Annotated in this window: 19 protein-coding genes; 11 read left to right on the forward strand and 8 right to left on the reverse strand. The window is 66.9% G+C overall.

Annotated elements, in window-relative coordinates:
• The first annotated feature begins 122 nt into the window (after nt 1-122).
• From ABT061_RS16510 to ABT061_RS16520, 3 genes are all read left to right on the forward strand, one after another.
• Nucleotides 123-1,610, forward strand: coding sequence for a glycoside hydrolase family 43 protein (locus ABT061_RS16510; protein ID WP_350917668.1), 1,488 nt, complete (start codon nt 123-125; stop codon nt 1,608-1,610).
• Between the two features lie 22 nt (nt 1,611-1,632).
• A complete protein-coding gene (locus tag ABT061_RS16515) occupies nt 1,633-2,877 on the forward strand; it encodes a CE1 family esterase (protein WP_350917671.1) in 1,245 nt (414 codons plus the stop codon).
• A 106-nt stretch (nt 2,878-2,983) separates the two neighbouring features.
• Nucleotides 2,984-4,636: a glycoside hydrolase family 27 protein gene (locus ABT061_RS16520; protein WP_350917674.1), complete on the forward strand. Its 1,653-nt coding sequence runs from the start codon at nt 2,984-2,986 to the stop codon at nt 4,634-4,636.
• 149 nt (nt 4,637-4,785) lie between these two features.
• Here the strand turns inward: ABT061_RS16520 and ABT061_RS16525 are convergent, their stop codons facing one another.
• From ABT061_RS16525 to ABT061_RS16545, 5 genes are all read right to left on the reverse strand, one after another.
• Nucleotides 4,786-4,998, reverse strand: a complete 213-nt coding sequence (locus ABT061_RS16525) for a hypothetical protein (protein WP_350917677.1) — start codon at nt 4,996-4,998, stop codon at nt 4,786-4,788.
• Between the two features lie 75 nt (nt 4,999-5,073).
• The gene (locus tag ABT061_RS16530; protein WP_350917680.1) at nt 5,074-5,550 is read right to left on the reverse strand and encodes a (2Fe-2S)-binding protein; all 477 of its coding nucleotides are present in this window, start codon (nt 5,548-5,550) and stop codon (nt 5,074-5,076) included.
• Nucleotides 5,551-5,565: 15 nt separating this feature from the next.
• Nucleotides 5,566-7,863, reverse strand: coding sequence for a molybdopterin cofactor-binding domain-containing protein (locus ABT061_RS16535; protein WP_350917683.1), 2,298 nt, complete (start codon nt 7,861-7,863; stop codon nt 5,566-5,568).
• Nucleotides 7,864-9,081 (reverse strand): oxygenase MpaB family protein, encoded by a 1,218-nt coding sequence (locus ABT061_RS16540; RefSeq protein ID WP_350917686.1) that lies wholly within the window; start codon nt 9,079-9,081, stop codon nt 7,864-7,866.
• A 626-nt stretch (nt 9,082-9,707) separates the two neighbouring features.
• On the reverse strand, nt 9,708-10,943 hold the full coding sequence (locus ABT061_RS16545; protein WP_350917689.1) for an oxygenase MpaB family protein: 1,236 nt from the start codon (nt 10,941-10,943) through the stop codon (nt 9,708-9,710).
• A 182-nt stretch (nt 10,944-11,125) separates the two neighbouring features.
• Between ABT061_RS16545 and ABT061_RS16550 the strand changes: the two genes are divergently transcribed.
• Nucleotides 11,126-11,782, forward strand: a complete 657-nt coding sequence (locus ABT061_RS16550; RefSeq protein WP_350917844.1) for a TetR/AcrR family transcriptional regulator — start codon at nt 11,126-11,128, stop codon at nt 11,780-11,782.
• A 640-nt stretch (nt 11,783-12,422) separates the two neighbouring features.
• Here the strand turns inward: ABT061_RS16550 and ABT061_RS16560 are convergent.
• Complete coding sequence (locus tag ABT061_RS16560; RefSeq protein ID WP_350917692.1) at nt 12,423-12,893, reverse strand: hypothetical protein; 471 nt, start codon at nt 12,891-12,893, stop codon at nt 12,423-12,425.
• A 142-nt stretch (nt 12,894-13,035) separates the two neighbouring features.
• The gene (locus ABT061_RS16565) at nt 13,036-13,182 is read right to left on the reverse strand and encodes a hypothetical protein (RefSeq protein WP_350917695.1); all 147 of its coding nucleotides are present in this window, start codon (nt 13,180-13,182) and stop codon (nt 13,036-13,038) included.
• A 312-nt stretch (nt 13,183-13,494) separates the two neighbouring features.
• On the opposite strand from ABT061_RS16565, the gene ABT061_RS16570 reads away from it, so the two are divergent.
• The 7 genes from ABT061_RS16570 to ABT061_RS16600 all read left to right on the forward strand — a co-directional run bounded on the left by ABT061_RS16570 (nt 13,495) and on the right by ABT061_RS16600 (nt 21,889).
• Nucleotides 13,495-13,782 (forward strand): hypothetical protein, encoded by a 288-nt coding sequence (locus tag ABT061_RS16570; RefSeq protein ID WP_350917698.1) that lies wholly within the window; start codon nt 13,495-13,497, stop codon nt 13,780-13,782.
• Between the two features lie 184 nt (nt 13,783-13,966).
• Nucleotides 13,967-14,632 (forward strand): vWA domain-containing protein, encoded by a 666-nt coding sequence (locus ABT061_RS16575; RefSeq protein ID WP_350917701.1) that lies wholly within the window; start codon nt 13,967-13,969, stop codon nt 14,630-14,632.
• Nucleotides 14,617-16,503, forward strand: coding sequence for a protein phosphatase 2C domain-containing protein (locus tag ABT061_RS16580; RefSeq protein WP_350917704.1), 1,887 nt, complete (start codon nt 14,617-14,619; stop codon nt 16,501-16,503). The genes ABT061_RS16575 and ABT061_RS16580 overlap by 16 nt, the downstream gene beginning before the upstream one ends.
• Nucleotides 16,500-17,603 carry a hypothetical protein gene (locus ABT061_RS16585; RefSeq protein WP_350917707.1) on the forward strand — a complete coding sequence of 368 codons (1,104 nt, stop codon included), beginning with the start codon at nt 16,500-16,502 and terminating at the stop codon, nt 17,601-17,603. The genes ABT061_RS16580 and ABT061_RS16585 overlap by 4 nt, the downstream gene beginning before the upstream one ends.
• Before the next feature lie 81 nt (nt 17,604-17,684).
• The gene (locus ABT061_RS16590; RefSeq protein WP_350917710.1) at nt 17,685-18,887 is read left to right on the forward strand and encodes a PASTA domain-containing protein; all 1,203 of its coding nucleotides are present in this window, start codon (nt 17,685-17,687) and stop codon (nt 18,885-18,887) included.
• The gene (locus tag ABT061_RS16595) at nt 18,884-19,492 is read left to right on the forward strand and encodes a hypothetical protein (RefSeq protein ID WP_350917713.1); all 609 of its coding nucleotides are present in this window, start codon (nt 18,884-18,886) and stop codon (nt 19,490-19,492) included. Before ABT061_RS16590 ends, ABT061_RS16595 begins: the two co-directional genes overlap by 4 nt.
• 405 nt (nt 19,493-19,897) lie before the next feature.
• Complete coding sequence (locus ABT061_RS16600) at nt 19,898-21,889, forward strand: WD40 repeat domain-containing protein (protein ID WP_350917715.1); 1,992 nt, start codon at nt 19,898-19,900, stop codon at nt 21,887-21,889.
• Between the two features lie 69 nt (nt 21,890-21,958).
• Here the strand turns inward: ABT061_RS16600 and ABT061_RS16605 are convergent, their stop codons facing one another.
• Complete coding sequence (locus ABT061_RS16605) at nt 21,959-22,156, reverse strand: dsRBD fold-containing protein (protein WP_350917718.1); 198 nt, start codon at nt 22,154-22,156, stop codon at nt 21,959-21,961.
• Nucleotides 22,157-22,225: the final 69 nt, after the last annotated feature.

The following is a 22,225-nucleotide window of genomic DNA, read 5'->3' on the forward strand; positions in this document are numbered from 1 at the left end:
ACCCAGACCAACTCCCCCTGCTGATCACCCTCTGAACCGCCTCGGACGTGGCGAACACTCCGACCCGCCACGTCCGAGGTCACCGGCACCCCCGTCAAACATCCGCCTGAGGGAGACGACAGGTGAGACCCGTACTTCGCGCGGCCAGGAGGAGATCTCGCCACCTGGTTCTCTGGACCGTGAGCCTGTTCTTGCTGACCACGTTGTTGCCGTCCCTGGCCAGGGCCGACAACCCGATCGTGCAGACCATCTACACCGCCGACCCGGCGCCGCTCGTCCACAACGGCCGCCTCTACCTCTACACCGGCCACGACGAGGACGGCTCGACGTACTTCACCATGCGTGACTGGCGGGTGTACTCCACCACGGACATGGCCAACTGGACCGACCACGGCTCACCGATGAGCCTGGCCACCTTCGCCTGGGCCGACGCCAACGCCTGGGCCGGCCACGTCGCCTACCGCAACGGGAAGTTCTACTGGTACGTCCCGGTGCGGAACCGGGCGACCGGCGGAATGGCCATCGGTGTCGCGGTCGGTGACAGCCCCACCGGGCCCTTCCGTGACGCGCTGGGCCGCCCGCTGGTCGAGAACGGTGAGATCGACCCCAACGTCCTCATCGACGACAACGGCCAGGCCTACCTCTACTGGGGAAACCCCCGCCTGTGGTACGTCCGGCTGAACACCGACATGATCTCCTACTCCGGCAGCCCGACCCAGATTCCGCTCACCACGACGGGGTTCGGCACGCGAAACGGCAACGCCAGCCGTCCCACCCTCTACGAGGAGGGACCCTGGGTCTTCAAACGCAACGGCCTCTACTACAACGTGTTCGCCGCCGAATGCTGCTCGGAGTTCATCGGCTACTCCACGGCCCCCAGTGCCACCGGGCCGTGGACCTACCGTGGAACGGTCATGCCGAAGCAGGGGTCGAGCTTCACCAACCACCCCGGGATCATCGACTTCGCCGGGAGCTCGTACTTCTTCTACCACAACGGCGCCCTCCCCGGCGGAGGCGGTTACACCAGGTCAGTGGCCGTGGAGAAGTTCACCTACAACGCCGACGGCACCATCCCGATCATCAATATGACCACCGCCGGCCCTCCGCAGGTGGGGACGCTGAACCCGTTCGTGCGCCAGGAGGCCGAGACCGTCGCCTGGGCAACCGGCATCGAGACCGAGCCGTCCAGCGAAGGTGGCATGAACGTCGGCTGGATCGAGAACGGCGACAACATCAAGGTCAAGGGCGTCGGCTTCGGCACCGGAGCGTCGTCCTTCACCGCCCGGGTGGCCTCGGGGTCGAGCGGCGGCACCATCGAACTCCGCCTGGGCAGCGCCACCGGCACCCTGGTCGGTACCTGTGCCGTCCCGGGGACCGGCGGGTGGCAGAACTGGACCACCGTCACCTGCCCGGTGAGCGGAGCCACCGGAACCCGCGACCTGTATCTCCGCTTCACCGGCGGTAGTGGCTACCTGCTCAACCTCAACTGGTGGCAGTTCACCCCGAGCGGCGGCAGCGGCGGCGGGAACCTGCTGACCAACGCCTCCTTCTACGTCGAGACGGCCGCCGGAACCGACGGGCTCTACATCGACGACGCCTCCTTCCAATGACCGGACAGAAAGGAGTCACCCCATGTCCAGACGCGGATCCCTGCTCACCGTCATCACGGCCGCGGCGCTTCTCGTCCTCTCCATGGGTGCCGTGGCGATAAGTCACAGTGCGAGCGCGAGCACGTCGAGCAACGCCCTCGCGGCGACCGCCGGGTGCGGCAGGACGCCGACCCTCCAGAACGGCACCAACACGATCCAGAGCAGCGGCAAGAACCGCAGCTACATCCTGAGAATCCCCGGCAACTACGACAATCAGCGACCGTACCGGCTGGTCTTCGGCTTCCACTGGCTGGGCGGCACCGCCATCGACGTCGCCACCGGCCAGACCGTGCAGCGCGACGTCTGGTCCTACTACGGGCTCCAGCGGCTGGCCGGCGAAAGCACGATCTTCGTCGCGCCGCAGGGCTTCAACAACGGCTGGGCCAACAGCGGCGGCGAAGACGTGACCTTCGTCGACGACATGATCCGGCGGATCGAGGCCGACCTCTGCGTCGAGACAACGCAGCGTTTCGCCCTCGGCTTCAGCTACGGCGGCGCCATGAGCTACGCGCTCGCCTGCGCGAGGGCCGACGTCTTCCGCGCCGTCGCGGTCTACTCCGGCGGACGGCTCAGCGGATGCAGCGGCGGCACCCAGCCGATCGCCTACTTCGCGGCGCACGGCCTGCGGGACAGCGTGCTGAACATCTCCGGCGGGCGGTCGATGCGAGACACGTTCGTCCGGAACAACGGCTGCACCGCCCAGAACCCGCCCGAGCCCGGCCAGGGCAGCCTGACACACCGGAGCACCACGTACTCGGGCTGCGCGGGCGGCCGTCCGGTCGTCTGGGCCGCTTTCGACGAAGGGCACATCGCCGCCCCGCAGGACGGGGCGCCCGGCGACAGCGGTTCCAGAACATGGCTGCCAGGAGAGACGTGGCAGTTCTTCAGCCAGTTCCAGTCCACCCCCACTCCGACACCGTCGGGACCGGTCACGGGGGCGTGCGCCGCGACCATCCAGGTGACCAATTCGTGGCAGGGCGGCTTCCAGGGTGAGGTCACCGTGCGCGCGGGCAACTCCGCGATCAACGGCTGGACCGTCAACTGGATCTGGCCCGGCTCGCAGACCATCACCCAGATCTGGGGAGGCGTCCGCTCCGGCTCCGGCTCGAACGTGACGGTACGCAACGAGACGTGGAACGGCTCGCTCGGCGCCAACGCGAGCACGACCTTCGGCTTCCTCAGCAACGGCACACCGGCCACCCCGGCGGCCACCTGCACCGGCCCGTGACCGCGGCGCGCGTTTCGACCGAGTAGCGATCGGGCCCCTGGCGCGGGGCGTCAGCCCACGCCAGGGGCCCGATCATCGATCCCCTATGCACCGAGGAGCGCTGTCAATGAGAAGGAAACGAATACGCGCGTTGCTGACCTCCGCCATCACCGTGATGCTGACCCTGACGGCGGTCACTTCGGCCGCCCCGGCGCAGGCGTTGAACAACGGCGTGGGCCGTACCCCGCCGATGGGGTGGAACACCTGGAACACGTTCGGCTGCAACATCAACGAGACGCTGATCCGGCAGACGGCCGACGCCCTGGTCAGCAACGGCATGCGCGACCTGGGATACCAGTACGTCGTCGTCGACGACTGCTGGTTCGACCCCAACCGCGACTCCGCCGGGAACCTCCAGGCCAACCTGTCGCGGTTCCCGAGCGGGATGAAGGCGCTCGGCGACTACCTGCACGCCAGGGGCCTGAAGTTCAGCCTCTACCAGGCGCCCCTGGACAAGACCTGCGCGCAGTACTTCAACTCCTACCCGGGCGCGACCGGCAGCCTCAACCACGAGGTCCAGGACGCCCGGCAGTTCGCGGCCTGGGGCGTGGACTATCTCAAGTACGACTGGTGCTCCCCCACCGGCACCATCGACGACCAGGTGCGCACCTTCGCCAAGATGCGGGACGCTCTGGCGGCGACCGGACGACCGATCCTCTACAGCATCAACCCCAACAGCATCCATTCCAAGACCGGGCCGCAGCGCAACTGGGGAGACGTCGCCAACATCTGGCGCACCACCGAGGACATCACCAACGCCTGGGACACGGGCCAGACCAACGGCTACCCGATGGGCATCCAGAACATCGTCAACGTCAACGCGCCGCTCACCGGCTACGCCGGGCCGGGCCAGTTCAACGACCCCGACATGATGGTGGTCGGCCGGGGCGGCATGAACGACACCGAGATGCGCAGCCACTTCGCCCTCTGGGCCATCATGGCCGCGCCCCTCATCGCCGGTAACGACGTGCGCAACATGGACAACGCGACCACCACGATCATGAAGAACCAACACCTGATCGCCATCAACCAGGACACGCTCGGCCTTCAGGCCACCCAGATCAGCAACGACGGCACGCGCCGCATCCTGGCCAAACGGCTGAGCAACGGCGACGTCGCGGTCGCCCTGTTCAACCAGGGCGGCAGCACCACCACGATCAGCACCACCGCCTCCGCCATCGGCCTGTCCGGCAACTCCTTCAACTTGCGCGACGCCTGGACGAACGCCGTCACCACGACCACCGGCACCGTCTCGGCGAGCGTCCCGTCCCATGGCACCGTCGTGTTCCGGGTCAGTGGCGGCACACCCAATCCCACGCCCTCGCCTTCCCCGTCCACGTCTCGCATCCAGGGCGTGGGGTCGGGCCGGTGCCTGGACGTGACCGGCGCCTCCCAGGCCAACGGCACCCAGGTGGTGATCTGGGACTGCAACGGCCAGAACAACCAGAAGTGGACCTCCACATCCGCCGGTGAGCTGCGGGTCTACGGCAACAAGTGCCTGGACGTCAGCAACAACGGCACCGCCGACGGAACCGGCGTCCTCATCTGGGACTGCAACGGCCAGAACAACCAGAAGTGGCGCTTCAACACCGACGGCACCATCACCGCCGTCGGCGCGAACAAGTGCCTGGACGTCGCCAACAACGCCACGACCAACAACGCCAGACTCCAGATCTGGACATGCACCAGCGGCCCCAACCAACGCTGGACCCGCGGGTGATTCTCTCGTCCGCCGCACCTTGAAAGGCCGTTCGACGGCCTCAGCGGGCAGAGGTCCCGAACGGAAGCCAAGCCCTGCCGCCCTCCTTTCAACCGGGCGGCAGGGCTTGCGCAGTCCTGGTCAGCGGTCCCGGATCCGCCAGGTCTGATTCAGGGGACTGCCCCCTCCAGCCCGGCCGGGTCGTCACCGAAGACCAGCGCATGGGTGTCGAACTCGAACGGCACCGAGGCGTCGCCCAACTCCCGGACCCGGTCCTCCGGCTCCGGGAGTTGGGTCATGTCGATCTTGACGATGTCCCCGCCGAACGCGCCAACATCGGAGATCACGTACCCGGCCCGGACATTGGCCTCGCGCGCCTCCACGTCACCGACCGCCGTACCGATCTCCTTTGGCTTCGCGGGTGGGGAGCGGGCCGAACAGCCAGTTGCCGTTGTGCCTCACATGTTCTCGGCGCCGGCTTTGACGGCTTCGCGGATACGCGAGTAGGTGCCGCAGCGGCAGATGTTGCGGAGGCCATCGAGGTCGGCGTCGGTGATTCCGCGGCCTTCGGCGGCTGCGCGGCGGACCAGCGCCACGGCGGCCATGATCTGGCCGGGCTGGCAGTAGCCGCACTGGGCGACGTCGCGGTCGAGCCACGCCTGCTGCATGGGGTGCAGGTCCTTGCCGACCGTGGCCGGAAGCCCTTCGATGGTCGTGACCTCGTCGGTCGGCTGGAGGTCTGCGACGGGGATCGCGCAGGGGTTGACCGCTTTGCCGTTGATGTGGCTGGTACACGCCTTGCAGACATTGATACCGCAGCCGTACTTCGGCCCGGTAATGCCGAGAATGTCGCGCAGCACCCACAGCAGGCGCACATCGCCGTCGACGTCAACGGTGACCTGCTCACCGTTGACGCGGAAAGTGTGCTGAGGCACTCAGATCTCCTTGTTTCAGCGGGCGTGGTTCAGGCCGTCGGTCGGGGATGGGGGAATGGGGGGGACGGTCGGTTTGGGGGTGAAGGAGAGCGTGCCGTGGTTGATCGGGAAGCTGGTGGGCATCGTTCCGGTCGCGCGACCGTACGCACAGGCGACCGCGGCCATCGACGCGGCGACGCCCAGCTCCCCGGCGCCGCCGGGCTCCTCGGAGGTGCTGGGCATGACGATGATCCGGAGTTCGGGTGGGGTGTTCCACTGCCGGGTGTAGAAGTAGTTGTCCCAGCTCGCTTCGAGGAAGTACCCGTCGCGCAGGTGCAGGCTGGAGGTCAGGGCCAGCGCGATGCCGTCCATGGCGCAGCCCATCATCTGCGCTTCCAGACCTCGCGGGTTGACGGCAAGACCGACGTCCACCGCGATCACCACCTTGGTGACGCGCGGTCCGGCCACGCCATCCCGGATGGGGCGGTTGACGGTTTCGGGCCGACAGTCGATCTCCACCAGCACGGCGCTGACGGCCTTGTACTCGGCGTGGAACGCGATGCCCTGCGCGGTGCCGGCCTGCATCGGCCGCCCCCAGGCGCCGACCTCGGCCACCTTCGCCAGCACCGCCCGGGAGCGGTCATCGCGGAGAAAGTCGTGCCGGAACCGGTAGGGGTCCTTGCCCATCTTCGCGGCGAGCTGGTCGACGATGAGCTCCCGGGCACAGGTGACGTCGGGTGAGTAGACGTTGCGCATGCTGCCGGTGTTGAAGCTCTTGTCGGTTTCGTTGAGCAACTGGCTGCCGGCGCCGAAGTTGTAGGACATCGCCTGACTGAGATGGAAGAACGTTTGGGAGAAGCCGATGTCGCCCACCGGAAGCCTCGCGGCCATGGCGGTGATGATCTCACCGAGTCCGTGGCCGAGGTCCGTGGAAACGCTGGTGTGCCGCTGCTTGTAGCTCAGCACAGTGTTGCCGAGATAGGCGGCGCGTACCCGCGAGGTGGCCATCGGGTGGGTACGGCCCTGGCGGGAGTCGTCGGCACGGTGCCACATGAGCTTGACGGGTTTGCCGATCCGCTGGGACACCTCGGCGGCTTCCAGTGCGGCGTCGAAGAACAGCTTGCGCCCGAAGGAACCACCGCCTTCGGTGACGTGTACGGTAACGCTGCCGACCGGCAGCCCCAGCTTGGCGGCGATGGCCTGCTTGGCGACGAGCGGCGATTTCAACGCCGACCAGATCTCGGCGCGGCCGGCCCGCACGTCGGCGATCGCACAGTTGGGTTCCAGCGCGCTGTTGCTGCGGAAGTAGAAGGTGAACCTGCCTTCGACGGTCGGAGTCAGCGGCTTGAGCCCGAGCGGCAGCTCCGCGGCCTCCAGTTCCCGGAGCACGGTCTCGTCGGATTTTCCTTCCGCGGTACCGGGTTTCCAGGAGACCCGCAGGGCGCGTATGGCGTCGATGCACTGGCCGAAGGTTCTGGCGCGCACCGCCACCCCGGTGGAGATCGTCACGACATCGGTGACACCTGGCATGGCGCGGACCTCGGCGAGATTGGCCACCGAGCCGACTTTGCCGTTGATGGTCGGCGGACGGCACACCATCGTCGGCTTCGCGTCCGGGACGTCGAGGTCCATCGCGAACTTCTTGCGCCCGGTCACCGCGTCCAGCGCGTCGATCCGGTTGTGCGGTCTGCCGATGACGGTGAAGTTCTCGCGTGAGGTGAGCTCCACCGACACCTGCTGGGTGCGCGTGCTCGCGGCCCTCTCGGCGAGCGCACCGATGTCGACGCTGCGACCGGAGCGATCGGTGATCACCCCGGCCTTCATCGTCAGGTCGGTGACCGACAAGCCGAGTTCGGTCGCCGCGGCCGCCAGCAACCGGAGCCGGGCGATGGCGGCGGCGACCCGGATCGGGGTATAGGTGGCGATGGTGGTGTTCGACCCGCCGGTGAGCTGGTTGAACACCAGCTCCGGCCGGGCATCGGCCAGTGTGACACGCACCCGTTCCAGCGGCACGGCCATTTCCTCGGCGATCAGCATGGCCGTCGAGGTGGTGATGCCCTGCCCCACTTCGGCCCGCGGCAACGCGAACGACACCGTGCCGTCCCGGTTGACCTCGACCGAGATCAGGCCCGAGGTCGGTAGCGCCGCCGCGGTCATCATGTCGTTGAGGTCGAGCAGTTTCGTGAGTTCCGGTGAGGGCAGCCGGACGTCGGACGTCGGCGTCAGATTGAGTTCGGTGGCGACCACCAGGGTCGGAGCCGCCACCACGTACCCGAGGAACCGGCGCCGCCCGATGCCCTCGTCCGGCCCGCCACCATTCGATCCCATCATCATTCAGCTCAAACCCGGACGGTTGGTCGTGGGGATCTCGATCTTGGTTTCCTGGGCCTTGGTGAGATAGAACAGGATGTACTTCCGCACGGCTTCGTCGAGGACCCAGGCGGTCTCGGGTACCAGTGGCAGCGGAATGAGACCTTCGCGGAATCTCACCAGTTTCGGCCAGAGGGTGGGGATCAGCAGGTCCCACACCGGCTCGCGTTTGATGCCGTCCCAGTCGGCCACCTGGTCGCCGACCAGGTACCGGGCGAGCGCGTTGCACAGCGGCCGGCTGATGCCGGCGGGGCTGGTCTGCTCGGCGAGCTGGCCCAGCAGGATGTCGGTCAGCTCCACACCCTCGGGCGTCGGCCCCATGTTCCGGGGCAGGATCTGGTCCGACTGAGCGTTGGCCGCGGCCCAGGTGGCGGGAATGTATTCGTCCTTGATACCGAGCATGTGCGCGGTCACCTGCCACACATGCAGGTACGCCTCGGAGTGGGCGGCACTGATCGGGACCTTCCATTCGAGCATCTTGCGCATGGCGAAGGTCGGCAAGGTGTGCCAGGTAACCAGCATGTCCTCCTGGCTGATCGGGATGTCGCCGGTCCAGTGGGGGGACTGCTGCAGTAGGTGTCGTACCGCCGCGTGCACCAGCCGGGTCTTCACCGCCTCGACCACGCAGGAGCCATCGGGCCGATACGCGTTCAGAGATCCGACGGCGAATCCCAGGATGCTTGTCTTGGCGACGCGGTCCTCCATGTCCGCGCCGCCCTTGGAGTAGTAGACCGAGAGGGCCTCCTTGGGAATGGCGGTGCTCAGCATGCCGCCACCCACGCCGTTGAGCAGATTGAGGTACAGCCCTCTGGACTTGTTGAACTCGGCTGCGGTGTTCAGCTTGCCGTGGTTTGCCCACGACGGCAGTTGGCGTGCTCTCTCCATGAAGTCCCGCAGGTCCGCCGGCAGCCCCGCGGGCAGGGGCTGGTCGTTACGGGTCCAATTCCACAGCAGGCGGTTGACCTCGGGGACGGCGCCTCGATCGATCAGCGAGGCGACCAGCGGGTCGGCCTCCTCGTCCCACACCCACCGCGGATCGGTGCCGGCGCCGGCACCCGCGATCGAACCGCTCGATGCCCAGGTCCAGGGCGTCGCCCGAGCCGGGAACGCCATCCCCAGCGCTCCGAGCGCCCCCAGGGCTCCACCTGAGATCAGCATCTTGCGCCTGCTCAGCTCTGCCATGCCGGACTCCTCCTGAGTTCCGCACGCCGATGATACGATGATACATATCAGGTTTATTTGTATCTCAACAAGGGTGCAAGCCGATCAGGAAACATTTGAAGAGACAGCTGATCGCTTCGCGGATTCCGGCCGAACCTCGGCACTCCGGCCGGTTTCTCATCGATATCGAACAAGCCCGCACCTGCGCTGACCGGATGGTTCTGGATGATTTTCGAGCTTGTCACGCTCCATGCCGACAAGCAGCCGACCAGGGTGACCCGATATTTCCTGGCGCCCATGCCGGAACCGACCGACTCCCCGGATCGATAACCAAGAGCCCGTTTCTCAACCCGGCGGCAACTGCTCGTAGCGCTCCGTTGATATCAGTCACCGGTCATGAGTGTTCAGGCGTGTTAGAACCTGTTTCGGGTATTCGTGAACAGATATGACTGGGGCGTCGGCACACCCAGGAAACGGTCAATACGGGAAACCATGGCCACCCATACAGGGGATTCGAACGGGCGGGGCGGACGGCCTGGGCCCGGACTCCGCTGGATTCCGGGCCCGAGAATTCGTAACGGTGTCCTGGCCTACGGAAAGCAAGCCAGGCCGGGGGCTTTCCTCCGCTTCTGGGCCGAGGGTCCGGCTCAGGAGTTCGGGTAGTTCGGGTTGTTGGTCAGCGGAATCTCGATGCTGATCTGCTGCGCTCCGGACAGGTAGGCCAGGAGTACCTTGCGAAGGAGCTCATCGAAGAGCCAGTAGGTGCTGTCCGCCCCCGGGAACACCTTGAGCACGCCTTCGCGGACGGCGATGAAGGGCCCCCAGAACGTGTTGAGAAGCCCATCCCAGAGCGGATACCTGGGGATACTCAGCCATCCGGCGATCTCGTCGCCGAGCATGAAGCGCGTCAACGAGCCGAGTACGCGCTTGGTGAGGAGGCCGGCATCGATCGTGGCGCCGAGCTCCAGGAGAATGTTGGCCAGCTTGACACCCTCGGGCGTCGGGGCCAGCACCGGGTCCAGGACCTGCTTGGCCTGGGAATTGGCCTCGGCCCACGAGGCGGGGATGTACTCCTCCTTGATACCGAGCATGTACGCGGCCAGCTGCCACGTGTGCAGGAAGGCCGCGGAGTCGGCGGCGGGCATCGGCACCTTCCACGCGACCAGATTCTTCATGACGGTCGTGGGCAGGCTGTGCCAGGTGACCATCATGTCCGCCTGGCTGATCGGAATCTCCTCGTCGGCGGCCCTCTGCCAGTGCGGGGACTTCGGCAGCAGATGGCGCACGGCCGCATGCGCCAGCCGGGTCTTGACACAGGTCACGATCATTTCGCCGTCGGCGTCGTAGGCGTTCCGAGTCCCGATGTCATACCCGAGCTTGGCGGTCTTGGAGATGCGGTCCTTCATGTCCGCACCACCCTGCGAGTAGTAGACCGCCCGCGCCTCCTTGGGGATGACCGTGCTCATCATGCCGCTGGCGAAGCCGTACAGCACGCCGGTGTAGAGCCCCCGCCTGTTGTTGAAGTCGGCCGCGGCGGCGATCTTGCCTCTGTCGGCCCAGGCCGGCAGCTGACGGGCCTTCTCCATGAAGGCCTTCAGGTCCGCCGGCAGTCCGGCCGGCAACGGCTGACCGTTCTTGGTCCAGGTCCGCAGCAGAGTGTTGACCCTGGGCACCTCGCCCCGGTCGATCAGCGAGGCGACCAGTGTGTCGGCCTCCGGGTCCCAGACCCACCGCGGGTCGAGGCCTGCCCCCGTACCCACCACCGAGCCACTGGGCGACCACGTCCACACGCGCGCCTGCGCGGGGGTCGCGACGGTCAGCGCACCGAATGCGCCCAACGTCCCGCCGGCCCGGAGCATGTCGCGCCTGCTGAGTTTGTCCATGCCTTCGTCCCTTCTCCTCGTGAGGCCGAGAGCATTGCTGATACGATGAAACATAAGATGAATCTGAGTATCACCAATACAGCACACAGTGTCGGACATCACAAGACCGTGACAGCGACTGTCAGGGATTGAGGCAGAATCAATCACAGGAGGTGATCGTGGAATCTGCACTGTCCGGGCTCATGGCGCCGTCGGACTCGGAGTCGCTGTTGGAGCGCGCGTACATTGATGCCGTCGAACAGGTTGACGACACGGACGAGACCCGTGCACGCATACTCGATGCGGCGTATGAGCAGTTCTGCCGCATGGGTATCCGGCGGTCGACCATGGAGGACGTGGCCCGCCGGGCCGGGGTTTCGCGGATCACGGTCTACCGGCGGTTCGCCACGAAGGACGCGCTGGTCGAACATGTGGTACGTCGAGAATTCCGCCGATATTTCGACCAGTTCCTCATCGACATCGAACAAGCTCATACCGCCGCTGATCGGGCGGTTCTTGGCTTTGTGAGCTCATTGCGCGCCATCCGGCGTAACCCGTTGATCGGCGGTCTGATCACCGCGGAACCGGATCTGGTCGTACCCTCCATGATCAGCGACGGGGGCCGAACCCTCGCCACCGTGCGGCAGTTCGTCGCAGGCCAGCTCCGCCACGAGCAACGCGCGGGCAACGTGTCGAGCGGCTTGGACACCGACCTCGTGGCCGAACTGATGGTCCGGATCTCCGCCTCCTTCCTGGCGATCCCCAGTCAGATCATCGACCTCGACGACGACGAGCAACTGGCCGCGGTGGCCCGGCAGTTCCTCGTGCCCATGTTGGAGCCAACCGGCCACCCGGATTGACCGCCGGGAAGAGCAAACCGTAGAGCAGCGGCGAAGCACTCCGACTTTGGGGGACGAGCGTTTTCATCCTGCTTCGCGGGTCTGAGGGATGAGGATCGCTTTGACGAACCGACCTGCGCGAAGGGGGCAGCGGCGGAGCTTCCGCAGTACCCGCCGCCTCTTCAACTGCGCATTCGCCCGCTCTGCGGGGGCGCGCAGCTCCGCCGGCCTCCGAGAGCTGGAGAGGGCCTAGATCACCGTCTAGGACCGGTCCAGGAAGGGTCTAGATCCAGGTGGGAGGGGTCTGGTTTCCAGATCCTCCGCCTAGTCTTTCCAGACCCCTCCTGACCTGCAACCCAGGCGCTTTAGACAACCCTGGACGGGTGCCGCCACAACCCCTGAAAACCGCCCTGGGCGACAGGGATGGCGGGTTGCCTGCGAGAGCGCTGGGCGGGGCCGATCATCGTCGGGCAGGACGTGAACCGGGGCGCCGCAGGCATCGGTCGTGAAGTCCTTCGCCGCCCTCCCTGCCTTCCACGGCCCGCTACCCCTGTTCTTCGCATTCTTCGCACATGCCGTATCGCTACCGTCAAAGTGGTACAACCTCTATCGCCGTGAGTAATCACCACAGGTCAAACAGGGTGATGTGCGAAGAACGGGTCTAGCTGCCGGAGCGGGAGCCGCTGTCGGAGTCGCTGTCGCTGTCGGAGTCGCTGTCGGAGTCGCTGTCGGAGTCGGAGTCGCTGTCGGATTTGCTGTCGGAGCGGGACTTACTGTCCGAGCGGGACTTGCTGTCGGAGCGGGACTTGCTGTCGGACTTGCTGTCGGAGCGGGAGTCGCTGTCGGACTTGCTGTCGGACTTGCTGTCCGAGCGGGACTTGCTGTCGGAGTCACTGTCGGAGTCGCTGTCGGACTTGCTGTCCGAGCGGGACTTGCTGTCGGAGTCACTGTCGGAGCGGGAGTCGAAGGGGTCGAAATCATCGGGGGGCGAGTCACTGGAGCCCGCGATCCCGTTGACCAGCTCGCCGACGGGGTCGGCCAGGAGCGTTGCGTGGGCCGGGCCGGCGGCTACGGGCGCGGCCAGGACGGAGCCGAGGGCAATCAGTGCGGCGGCGATAGTGTTGCGGTTCATCCGCGGTTCTCTCCTTTGAGCAGGGGCGTCCCGCCTGCTGCGGACCGCCCCGTCCGTTACTGCACGCTCCATGTGACTACTCAGAGTGAGCAATTTCAAGCTTGGGCAGTATCCGGACGTGTCCCCTGATCTGGGGTGCCGCTTACCTGGCCGGCCAGTTTTCCCGGTCGGCGACGAACGATCCTCGTTGCGGCATCATTACCACGTAGCCCTCGTCACGGAGCAGGGCGCCCGCCGCGGAGAAGACGATGGAGTATTCGTCTCCGGAGCCGTTCCGCATCGAGGCCATCTCCCCCGGACTCCAGTCCGCATGGAAGCAAGATTGCCGCCGCTTCATCGTGGATGAAGGTGCCCAGCCTAGATCATCTGCGGCAACGGAGACAGACGCTACCCACCTCGCACCCGCGATAGGAGCAGTTGCCCGCACTCGCTGCTTCCGACGCCGCCGAAAACCGGGAGCAACAAGCGATCACAGGACAACATGCTGCGCGGATAGCAAAGGGCCATCCCTGCTTTCAAAGGGTCTGGCCAGTGGACTGGCGAATCCCTTCGCGTTATAGATCGCCATTCTGACCCGGCGTGGGAGTACCGAGGAAATATCATGCGATCAAAGATCAGCTTGGATGCGCTGGGTGAAGAACTCGCCCAGATCGCCGATTCCTCGACGATTACGCCTCTACCGGCAGCCGAGGTCAGCGCGCTTGAAGAAGTGATCGGCGCGCCTCCGCCTCGGGAGTTCTGCTCGTTTCTGCTCCGGTTCGGTCCTGGTGTGCGCCCTGGCCCGGCGCTCAACCTGGAGTGGATCATCGATGAAAAACGACGAACCGCGCCGGCTCCCGGCCCTACAGACCGGCGTTGTCAGAGTCTGTCACCGTGCCGCAGCTATTAATTCCCGAAAATGAGTAATGCTGGGGCCTTCGCGGCGTATCTAATGGGGTGAGGGGGCCCGTATCGCGTACCTCGGGCCGTCCGCGTTAGCGATCTTGAGGAGAGTAGTCGCCGTGTCGCATTCTCCGGAGCCTACCTACAATTATGCCCTTCCGAGGGCATTTCCCTTCTACATCACGTGCGACGTGTCCCACTCGATGCACGCCCCCCGCGAGGACGGCAGGCAGACTCCGTTCGACATCCTTTCCAACTGTGTCGGGGAGCTGCTCTTTCAGCTCGAGGCCGGTGATCCGGGGGTGAGCGAGGCCGCGCACGTGTCCATCGTGGCCTTCCATGACAGGGCCGACGTGGTGCTCCCGCTCACCCGGCCCTGTGACGCGAGCAACATCCCCGCGCTGCCGAAGGGTGGTCAGACCAATTACGAGCAGGTGTTCCTGGCCCTGCGGCAGCTCATCCAGGCCGACTGCGCCCGCCTGGCCGGGCAGTACCAGCTCAAGACCCCGGTGGTCTTCTTCATCACCGACGGCGAGCCCTTCGTCGGAAATGGCCGCCAGCCTGCCGAGGTCTGGCTGCCCGCCCGTGCCAGGCTGACCGACCCCGCGTTCCCGCACCGCCCGCACATCACGGCGATGGGCTTCGGCCAGGTCACCGAGCAGACCCTCTGCCAGGTGGCGACATCCTTCCGGAACAACCCGTTGGCGTACGTCGCGGACGAGTCGATCCAGGCGGTCAAGGTGGTGGCGGCGATAGCCCAGGCGGTCCAGGACAGCATCGGCAGCTCGATCAGGAATTCCGACTTCGTGATCCCGATCCCGGCCGGCATGCGCCGGCTCCCGTGCGAAGGCTCCTGATGGGCCCGCCGGGCCGGGTCCGTACCAGCGCGGTCGCCACCCTCGTCATCGGGTTCGCCGTCGCGGGCTGCAGCGGGTCCGGCGACTCGGGGCGGCAGATCATCGTCAACGCGCGGGCGGGAGAGCGTGAGCAGCTCGTCGCCGAGATCTACGCCGCCGCGCTCGACCGGGCCGACATCGACGGCGTCGCCAAGAAGGTGGCCGAGGTCGCGGACTACGCGAAGCAGCCGGACGACGCACGGGTCGCCGTCGACTACGACCTCGACGTGCTCGTGGCCGCGTCGCCGGCCCCGTCGACGCCGGACGACCAGCGACTCCCCACAGCCCTCCCCGGGCACACACTCGTGAGCAGGACGGCGATCCAGAGCCGCGCGGTGCTCGCCGTGTCCCCCTCGCTGCAGCGGGACGTCCGGACGATTGCCGAATTCGCGCAGAAGTACCAGAACGACACGGCCCGCGTCACTGTCCTGGTCCCGCCAGAGTTCAGCGTGTTCAACCGGGCGCTGACCGACCGGGGACTCGCCGTCAGCAGTCAGGCCGACTTCGACGCCGCCCTGACACAGTCCGGTTTCACGGGAGGCGCGATCGTCCCGGCCGGCTCGAAGAAGGGGAACCTCGTCCCGCTCGAAGACCCGGACAATATCCTGCCCCCCCGGACGCTGAGCGTGTTCGCCAGCGACCAGGTCGCCAAGGGGGATCCGGAGGCCGAGCGGGTGCTCCAGGAGGTGACGGACGCGCTCACCCCGCAGGTCGTCGACCGTCTGCTCACCGAGGTGAAGAACGACGGGAAGAGGCCGGCCGACGTGGCGAGGGACTGGGCGGGCGACAACGTGCCGACGTCGTCCGGGTTCCCTCTGGCACAGATGATCCTGGCCCTGTTGCTGGGCGGGGCGGCGGCTTTCACCGCGCTCTACCTCCTCGGCTGGCGTCCCGCGACGACCGCCGTGCGTGGGGGGAGGCAGCCGGATGTGGCGACACCCAATGCGCCGCAGTTCGCTGCCACGCAGGACACCCGCGTGGTCGTCGGCCCCGAGCCCAGGCGGATCGCCGTGCACCTGCCCTGGAGCACCACCTCGGCCGATGCCGGGCTTGCACTCGACGGAGGCCTGGTCAAGGGCACGACAGTGCGCGCCGCCACGGTACGGGGCCGCACGCACAGCTTCCGCGGCGAGACCCGGCAGGACGCGTACGGCGTGCGGCTCAGCAGCGACGAGCGCTGGGTCATCGCGGTCGTGGCCGACGGCCTGGGCAGCGCGCGCCACGCGGAGATCGCGTCCACGGTCGCCGTCAGGGCCGCGCTGGACGGGATCGACTCCGCGTTGCGGTCCGGTGAACACCCGCAGAGCTGGGACTGGAAATCTGTGCTCGCCTACGTGTCCGACACGGTCCGGCGGACCACCGAGTCCCTGGGCTCGCCGCGGCCGGGCACCAATACCGAACGCGCCCCTTCCGCACGGCCCGGGACCACTCTGACCGTGGCCGTCCTCCCTTCGGAGGGAGAGGGGCAAGCCGTGTGCGCCGCCGTCGGCGACTCCCCGGCCATCCTCGTCACCGGCGGCCAGTGGCAGGCGTTGGCGGGAGGAGGCGGCGGCGACAACGTGACGGCGGCGATCCCGGGCGACCTCGCCGACATCCAGGTCCAGATGTTCTCGTGGCGCGCGGGTGACCTGCTGGTGCTCAGCAGCGACGGCTTCGCCGCGGGCGTCGCGGGCGGCCGGACCCCGCTGGCCCAGCGGCTGTCCCAGACCTGGCGCACGCCGCCGAGCCTGGTCGACTTCGTCCGGGAGGTCGACTTCCGCCTCTCCACCTTCGACGACGACCGGACGGTGGTCGCGATCTGGGCCGGACGCCACGATACGGCCGTGCCGTGACGGATCTTCCGATGATCGTCCGCGTCGGCGAGCTGACATTCACCGGGGAGGGGCCGGTGCTCCGCGACGGAGGGCAGACGGACGGACTGCGGCTCTGTATCGCCCCCGACCAGCGCACCTACCTGTTCAAGAGGTACAAGTCCGAGACCGCCGACGAGGTGCGCGTCCCCGCGCTGCATTCCATGATCCGCTGGCGCAGGGAGCTCCCGGACGAGGAGCGTGCGGTGCTGGACGAGAGGTGCGCCTGGCCGATCGCCGTCGTCGGCACGCCCGCCAGGGCCGAGGGCATCCTGATCAGGCTCGCCGAAAGGTCGATGTTCGAACAACGGACCTCCGGCTCGGGCGAGGCGACCGAGACCCCGCGTCACCTCGACGAGCTCACCCGGAGCCCGGACCGTGCGAGGCGGATCGCGCAACGGTACGAGGTGAAGAAGGCGTACTACGAGCCGCCATACAAGCTGGCCGTGCTCGGTGAGCTGCTGGACACCGTCACCTGGCTGCACCAGCACGGGTACGCGGTGGGGGATCTGCAATTGCGCAACGCCGTCTTCACGATCGATCCGCGCCCCAAGGTGTACCTCCTCGACTGCGACTCCTGCGTGCCGCTCTTGGGTGAGGGCGCGATGCCTCCTGTCGACCCGGAGCAGTGGAAGCTTCCGGTGGAGCAGCGCGGGGTGGCCTTCGACGTGACCTCGGACCACTACAAGTTCGCCTGGGCGGTGGTGCGCTGCGTCCAGGAGACGGTCGAAACCTGGCAGCCGGATCCGGTGGTCCTCCGGAGGGTCATGCCGTCGGCCCTCGCCGACACGCTCATCGAGTGCAGCCGTACCCTGCCACCGCCCGGTGTGCGGGAGCGGCTCCGAGAGGCGGCCGCGGTGTGGCCGAGGATGGTCATCGGGGAGCGGCTCTACGTCAACGTGGACGGCTTCATCAAGAAGCCCTGGCCGACGGGCGAGTCGGCCGTGACACCGGCCCCGATCACTGCCACGCCTCCGGGGCCGGCCACCTCGGCAGGTTCGGGAGGAAAAGCGAAGTGGGCGGTCGTGGCGGGGGCCGTGCTGATCGTGCTCTTCTTCCTCATCATCGCCCTGGGTAAGTGACCTCGTTCAAGGGGAGTGAATTAAATGTCAAGCACCAGCCGTGTCCCGGGCGTCATGACCGCATCCCCTGCGGAGTAGCCGATGCTTCGCCACCTCTCGATGCTCGCCGTGTCATTGGCCGTGTTCATAAGCCCGGTGCCACCGTCCCCCACGCCGACCGTGCCCTACGTCTGTGAGCCACCCGACGTACGGCGTCAGGAGCTCCAGGTGGCGAGAGACACGCTTCTGAACGTGCCGGACGCGGACATCGACATTCAGGTGATTCCCCAGACCCTCCTGCCGACCTCGACGTCCTACGTCATCGACTACGTGGTGGAAAACTGCTCGGCGGACCGTGGCATCGTCGCCCGGGGCGACGTCGCCTACACGGTCATCCTCGAGGTCGGCCCGAAGGTCCCAGATGTGCAAAATCTCTCCCGCACCGACGCCGAAACCGTCCTCGACGCCGCCGGCCTGGGCAAGGACCCGCAGCCGGCGAGCGCGAGCGCCGACTGGAAGGTCACCGGCCAGGATCCGCCCGCGGGCCAACTGGTGAGCTTCGGCACGACCGTGCGAATAGACCTGGTCTCCCCGAATCCGCCCCCGCCCGAGGTCACCACTCCTGCACCACCGCCCGTGAAGCCGGGGCGGCAGGTGACCGTGCCGCCGCTGATCGGACTCGACCCGGCAGCGGCCAGGCTGCAGCTCTCGGAGGTCGGCCTGGTGCTCCGCGTGGATCCCGATTCGCCCAAGACGGGGGAGATCCGCAGCCAGGATCCCGTGGCCGGCAGCCAGGTCTCCGAGGGCGCGACCGTGACGGTGTCGCTGCGGGAGGCGGTGACGGAGACGCCAAACCCGAACGACGACGGAAACAAAACGGGCCCTGGGGAGATCCCCGGGACCGACAATGGCTCCTCCTCACCGCTGATCCCCGTAGCGCTCGTAGGGATCGTGCTCCCGGGACTGGCAATCGCCCTCGTCCTCGTCCTCGTCGCCCGGACCCTGCGGGCCCGCCGTACCGTGCGAGGGAGCAACCCGCACCAGGCCCCGTCCCCGTCCCCGTCTCCAGCCCCGGCCCCGGCCCCGGCCCAAACCCTGCCGTATCCCCAGCTCCCATCTCAAACCCAGCCCCAGCAGGTGCCGTCGATCCACTGCGATCCGCACCCCGATCCCGCCCCGCGCCTGGAGATCCACCTGACCGGCTCTCCGCCGCCTGGCGCGGCCCCGTCCGCCCCGGTGCCGGACATTCGGGTGGAACTGTTCGCGGACCCCGGCCGCCAGGAACTGAGAGAGGTCGTATCGTGACAGTCCACATCGAAACCGAGCCGGGCACCGCCGATCTTCTGCTCTTCGCGGACCCGAGGAACGCGGCGGCGGAGCTGTCGCGGGCCCTCGACGCGCGCCGCACGCTCGAGCGGGCCGGGGACGGCCCCCAGCGAGCGGGCTCGGCCTTCCGCGACGCGCTCAACGGCAGGGTCGCCGACGCGGGCGGCGAACTGCTGCGCGGCATCGAGCTGGGCACGGTCCTGCTCGGCGGCTGGCTGCAGTACCGGGAGCTGGGGCTCGCCGCACGCAGGAGCGTCGAACAACCCGGAAGCACCGAAATAGTGCGCCTGGCCGGACACACGATCACGTCAAAGCACGCCCCCTACGTCGACGTGTACATCGAGGGTCAGTACGTGGCCCGCGTCGGCTTCGGCATCGACCTGGAGTTCGGCGTCGGCCTGCTCCAGGCGAGCATTCGCAACGGTCGCCTGATGAGCCTGCGCGCGGGCGACTGCACGGCGAGCATAACGTGGAGCGTGGAGGGCTTTCCGGTGGCCCAGAACACGGCGAGACTCACCATGCCGCTCCAGCTCAGGCTCGGTGACGGGATCCTCCTCAGTGGAGCGGGCGCACCGCAACCATGACTGCGTCACCGTACGGCATCGACTCCTCGGAAGGTGCTTCGAACCCTACGGATTAAAAGCGGAACAATCATGATCCACGGACGTCTACAGATGTTAGAACTGCCTGCTCGGGGGCCTAGTTGAATTGATCGACTTCTTCGGATGTCTACCGGCATCCCGGCAGGGTGTTAGCAAACCTGTTAGCAAGATCGCGATCCTGGATACCATTCTTCGAAACGCAACGCCCGTGATCAAGACCTGCCGTGCACAGCAAACCCGTCGGCTGTGACAGCGTCTACGACCAGATATGTGCCCGAATCGGCACTAGACCTGCCCTTCCCCTCCATTGATCATCTAGTCGCTACATAGGAAGATGGGCCGATAGATGGCCATAGGCGTTGATATGCCATCGCGGGGAGGGTTCGGGTGGCATCGTTCAAGGCACTTACGATTGCGCTTGGGTTGCTTACCCTTGCCGGCGCTTGCAGCGCGGATCCTCGCACCGCACCCACCCCATCGTCCCCTGCGATCCCGGAGATCACCGCGCATGCGGCGCCCATGCCCGGCCGTCAGCTTGGGCCCGCCATGTACGGGCACAGCAACCGGACTGTCTCCCCGGCGGTTGGTTCGGTGAACGGCAAGCCGGTGATCGTCACAGGTGGCTGGGACGACCTGCTTCGCGTCTGGGATCTCGCCACGCGCAAGCTCATTGGCGAGCCCATCCCCGCGGGTCAGGGCGGCGTGGACCACGTCGAGCTGCACCACTGGGACGGCAAGGACATCGCGGTCGTGAGCGGTGGTGCCTTGCGCGCGTGGGACCTCGGCACGCGCCGTCCGTTGACCCCACCGATCATGACCCAAACCCTTGATACCAATCTGCTGGCCGTTGGCTCACACGACGGTCAGCATGTCGCGCTGACCGAAGGCGAGTACGACGAGCTCCAGCTCTGGAACCTGACCACCGGCTCCACGGTCGGCGCCACGCTGAAGGGGCATGAGGCCGAACCCAGGGCCGGGGCGATCGGGCAACTGGGCGGGACCACCGTAGCCGTCACCGGGGACGCGGATGAGGTTCTCCGTTCGTGGGACCTGAAGACGGGCAAGGCTCTGGCCATCGCCAAGGTGACATCGATGGACTACATCAGCAGCATCGCCATCCAGGGTGGCGTCGCAGTCGTCACCGGTACCGACGGCGATTCCTACGGTCGCATGGAACACTGGGACCTGGCCACTGGCGCTGTCACCGAGGTGAAGCACAAGGGTGAGTTCTCCCCCGTCGAGTTGAGCGAGCTCGACGGGAGAACGGTCACGATCTTGGGCGGGGCCGGCACCCTGCGGGTGGCCGACCTGGCCACCGGCAAAGTCATCGGCCACGGCTGGGACAGCGACGATCTCTTGGATCACGTGGCGGCGGTGGGCAGGTACGGCACCACGCCGATCCTGGTCATCGGCGATCCCGACGGGACGCTGACGATCTGGGACCTGCGCACGGGCAGACAACTCGGCAAGCCGTTCTTCGGCTACGGCGGGGGCGTCGAAACACTCGCGGTGACCAAGGTCCGGGGCAAGGCCATAGCCGTGACTACAGGCAGCGACTTCACGATCCGCATGTGGGATCTGGCCACCCATAAGCCATTCCGTGCCCCCATCTCCTGCGCGTGTATCGAGTACGCGCCCATGACCACGGCCACGCGGGACGGCAAGCCAGTCATCATCTACGCGGATATTGAGCATGGGCTGGTGGCCCGCGATGCGGCGACGGGCAAACGGGTGGACAAAACAGGGATCTTCGTCGCATCCGACAACGGACCTGCCCCGCTCTCGGCGGATGGCTCCGTCGTGGCCAGCGCGACGCAGGACGGCGAAGCCGAACTCTGGGATTTGTCGACGGGAAACCTTCTCCGCCAGGTCACCGCGACGGGAGTTGATGCCGTCGCGGTTGGCAGCCGGATCATCGCCACCGCCTCCGGCCATCAGATAAAGCTATGGGACCAGGCCACCGGCCAACCGATCGGCAAGCCGATCACTAGCGGCGGCCAGGCTGAATCCCTGGCGATCGGGCAGGTCGACGGTAAGACCATCGTCTTCTTCCGGCGTAAGTACGCCCCCGGATGGGGCGGCATCCGCTTGTGGGACGCCACGACGGGCGAGCCGTATGGCAAGGCCCTGAGCATCCGGTCCACCGCCATGGCCGTCACGCGCGTCGGATCCCGGACGGTGCTGGTGACCGGGCAGGACGACGGCACGGTGATCGTGTGGGACCCGCAGACGATGAAACCGCTCCTGCCTCCCTTCTCCGGCCACCACGGTGCCGTCAGCGGGGTCGCGGTGACCATGCTCAAAGGCAAACCAATCGCCGTCTCCGGCGGCAACGACGGCAGCATCCGAATCTGGGACCTCACGGACCTTTCTCATTGACTTGCTGATATTCGAGAAAGGCTCTGCCTCGGACCGCCGAGGTGGGTGAGTCGATCCTTGTTGAACTGATCAGCTTCTCCGGGTGTTGTCCACTGGGGTCCAAACTCGGCGGGCATGTCCCGCGCCCGAAACGCTGACCACGGCCGGAACGGTCAGTGCGGCACGGGCATGAGTGTCATCACCGTGTTCGGTGATGACGATGGTGACATTCCAGCGCCTGCCGATCATCTTCGGTCCTCCGCGGAGGGCGGCAGATGTCCATAACATGCTTTCACGCCTACGGGGCGCAGGGCCCGCCCTCTCCGGCCGGAGGGACACGCCCACCTTCCCGACCGC

The organism is Streptosporangium sp. NPDC002544 (genome assembly GCF_040295965.1).
GTDB lineage: Bacteria > Actinomycetota > Actinomycetes > Streptosporangiales > Streptosporangiaceae > Streptosporangium.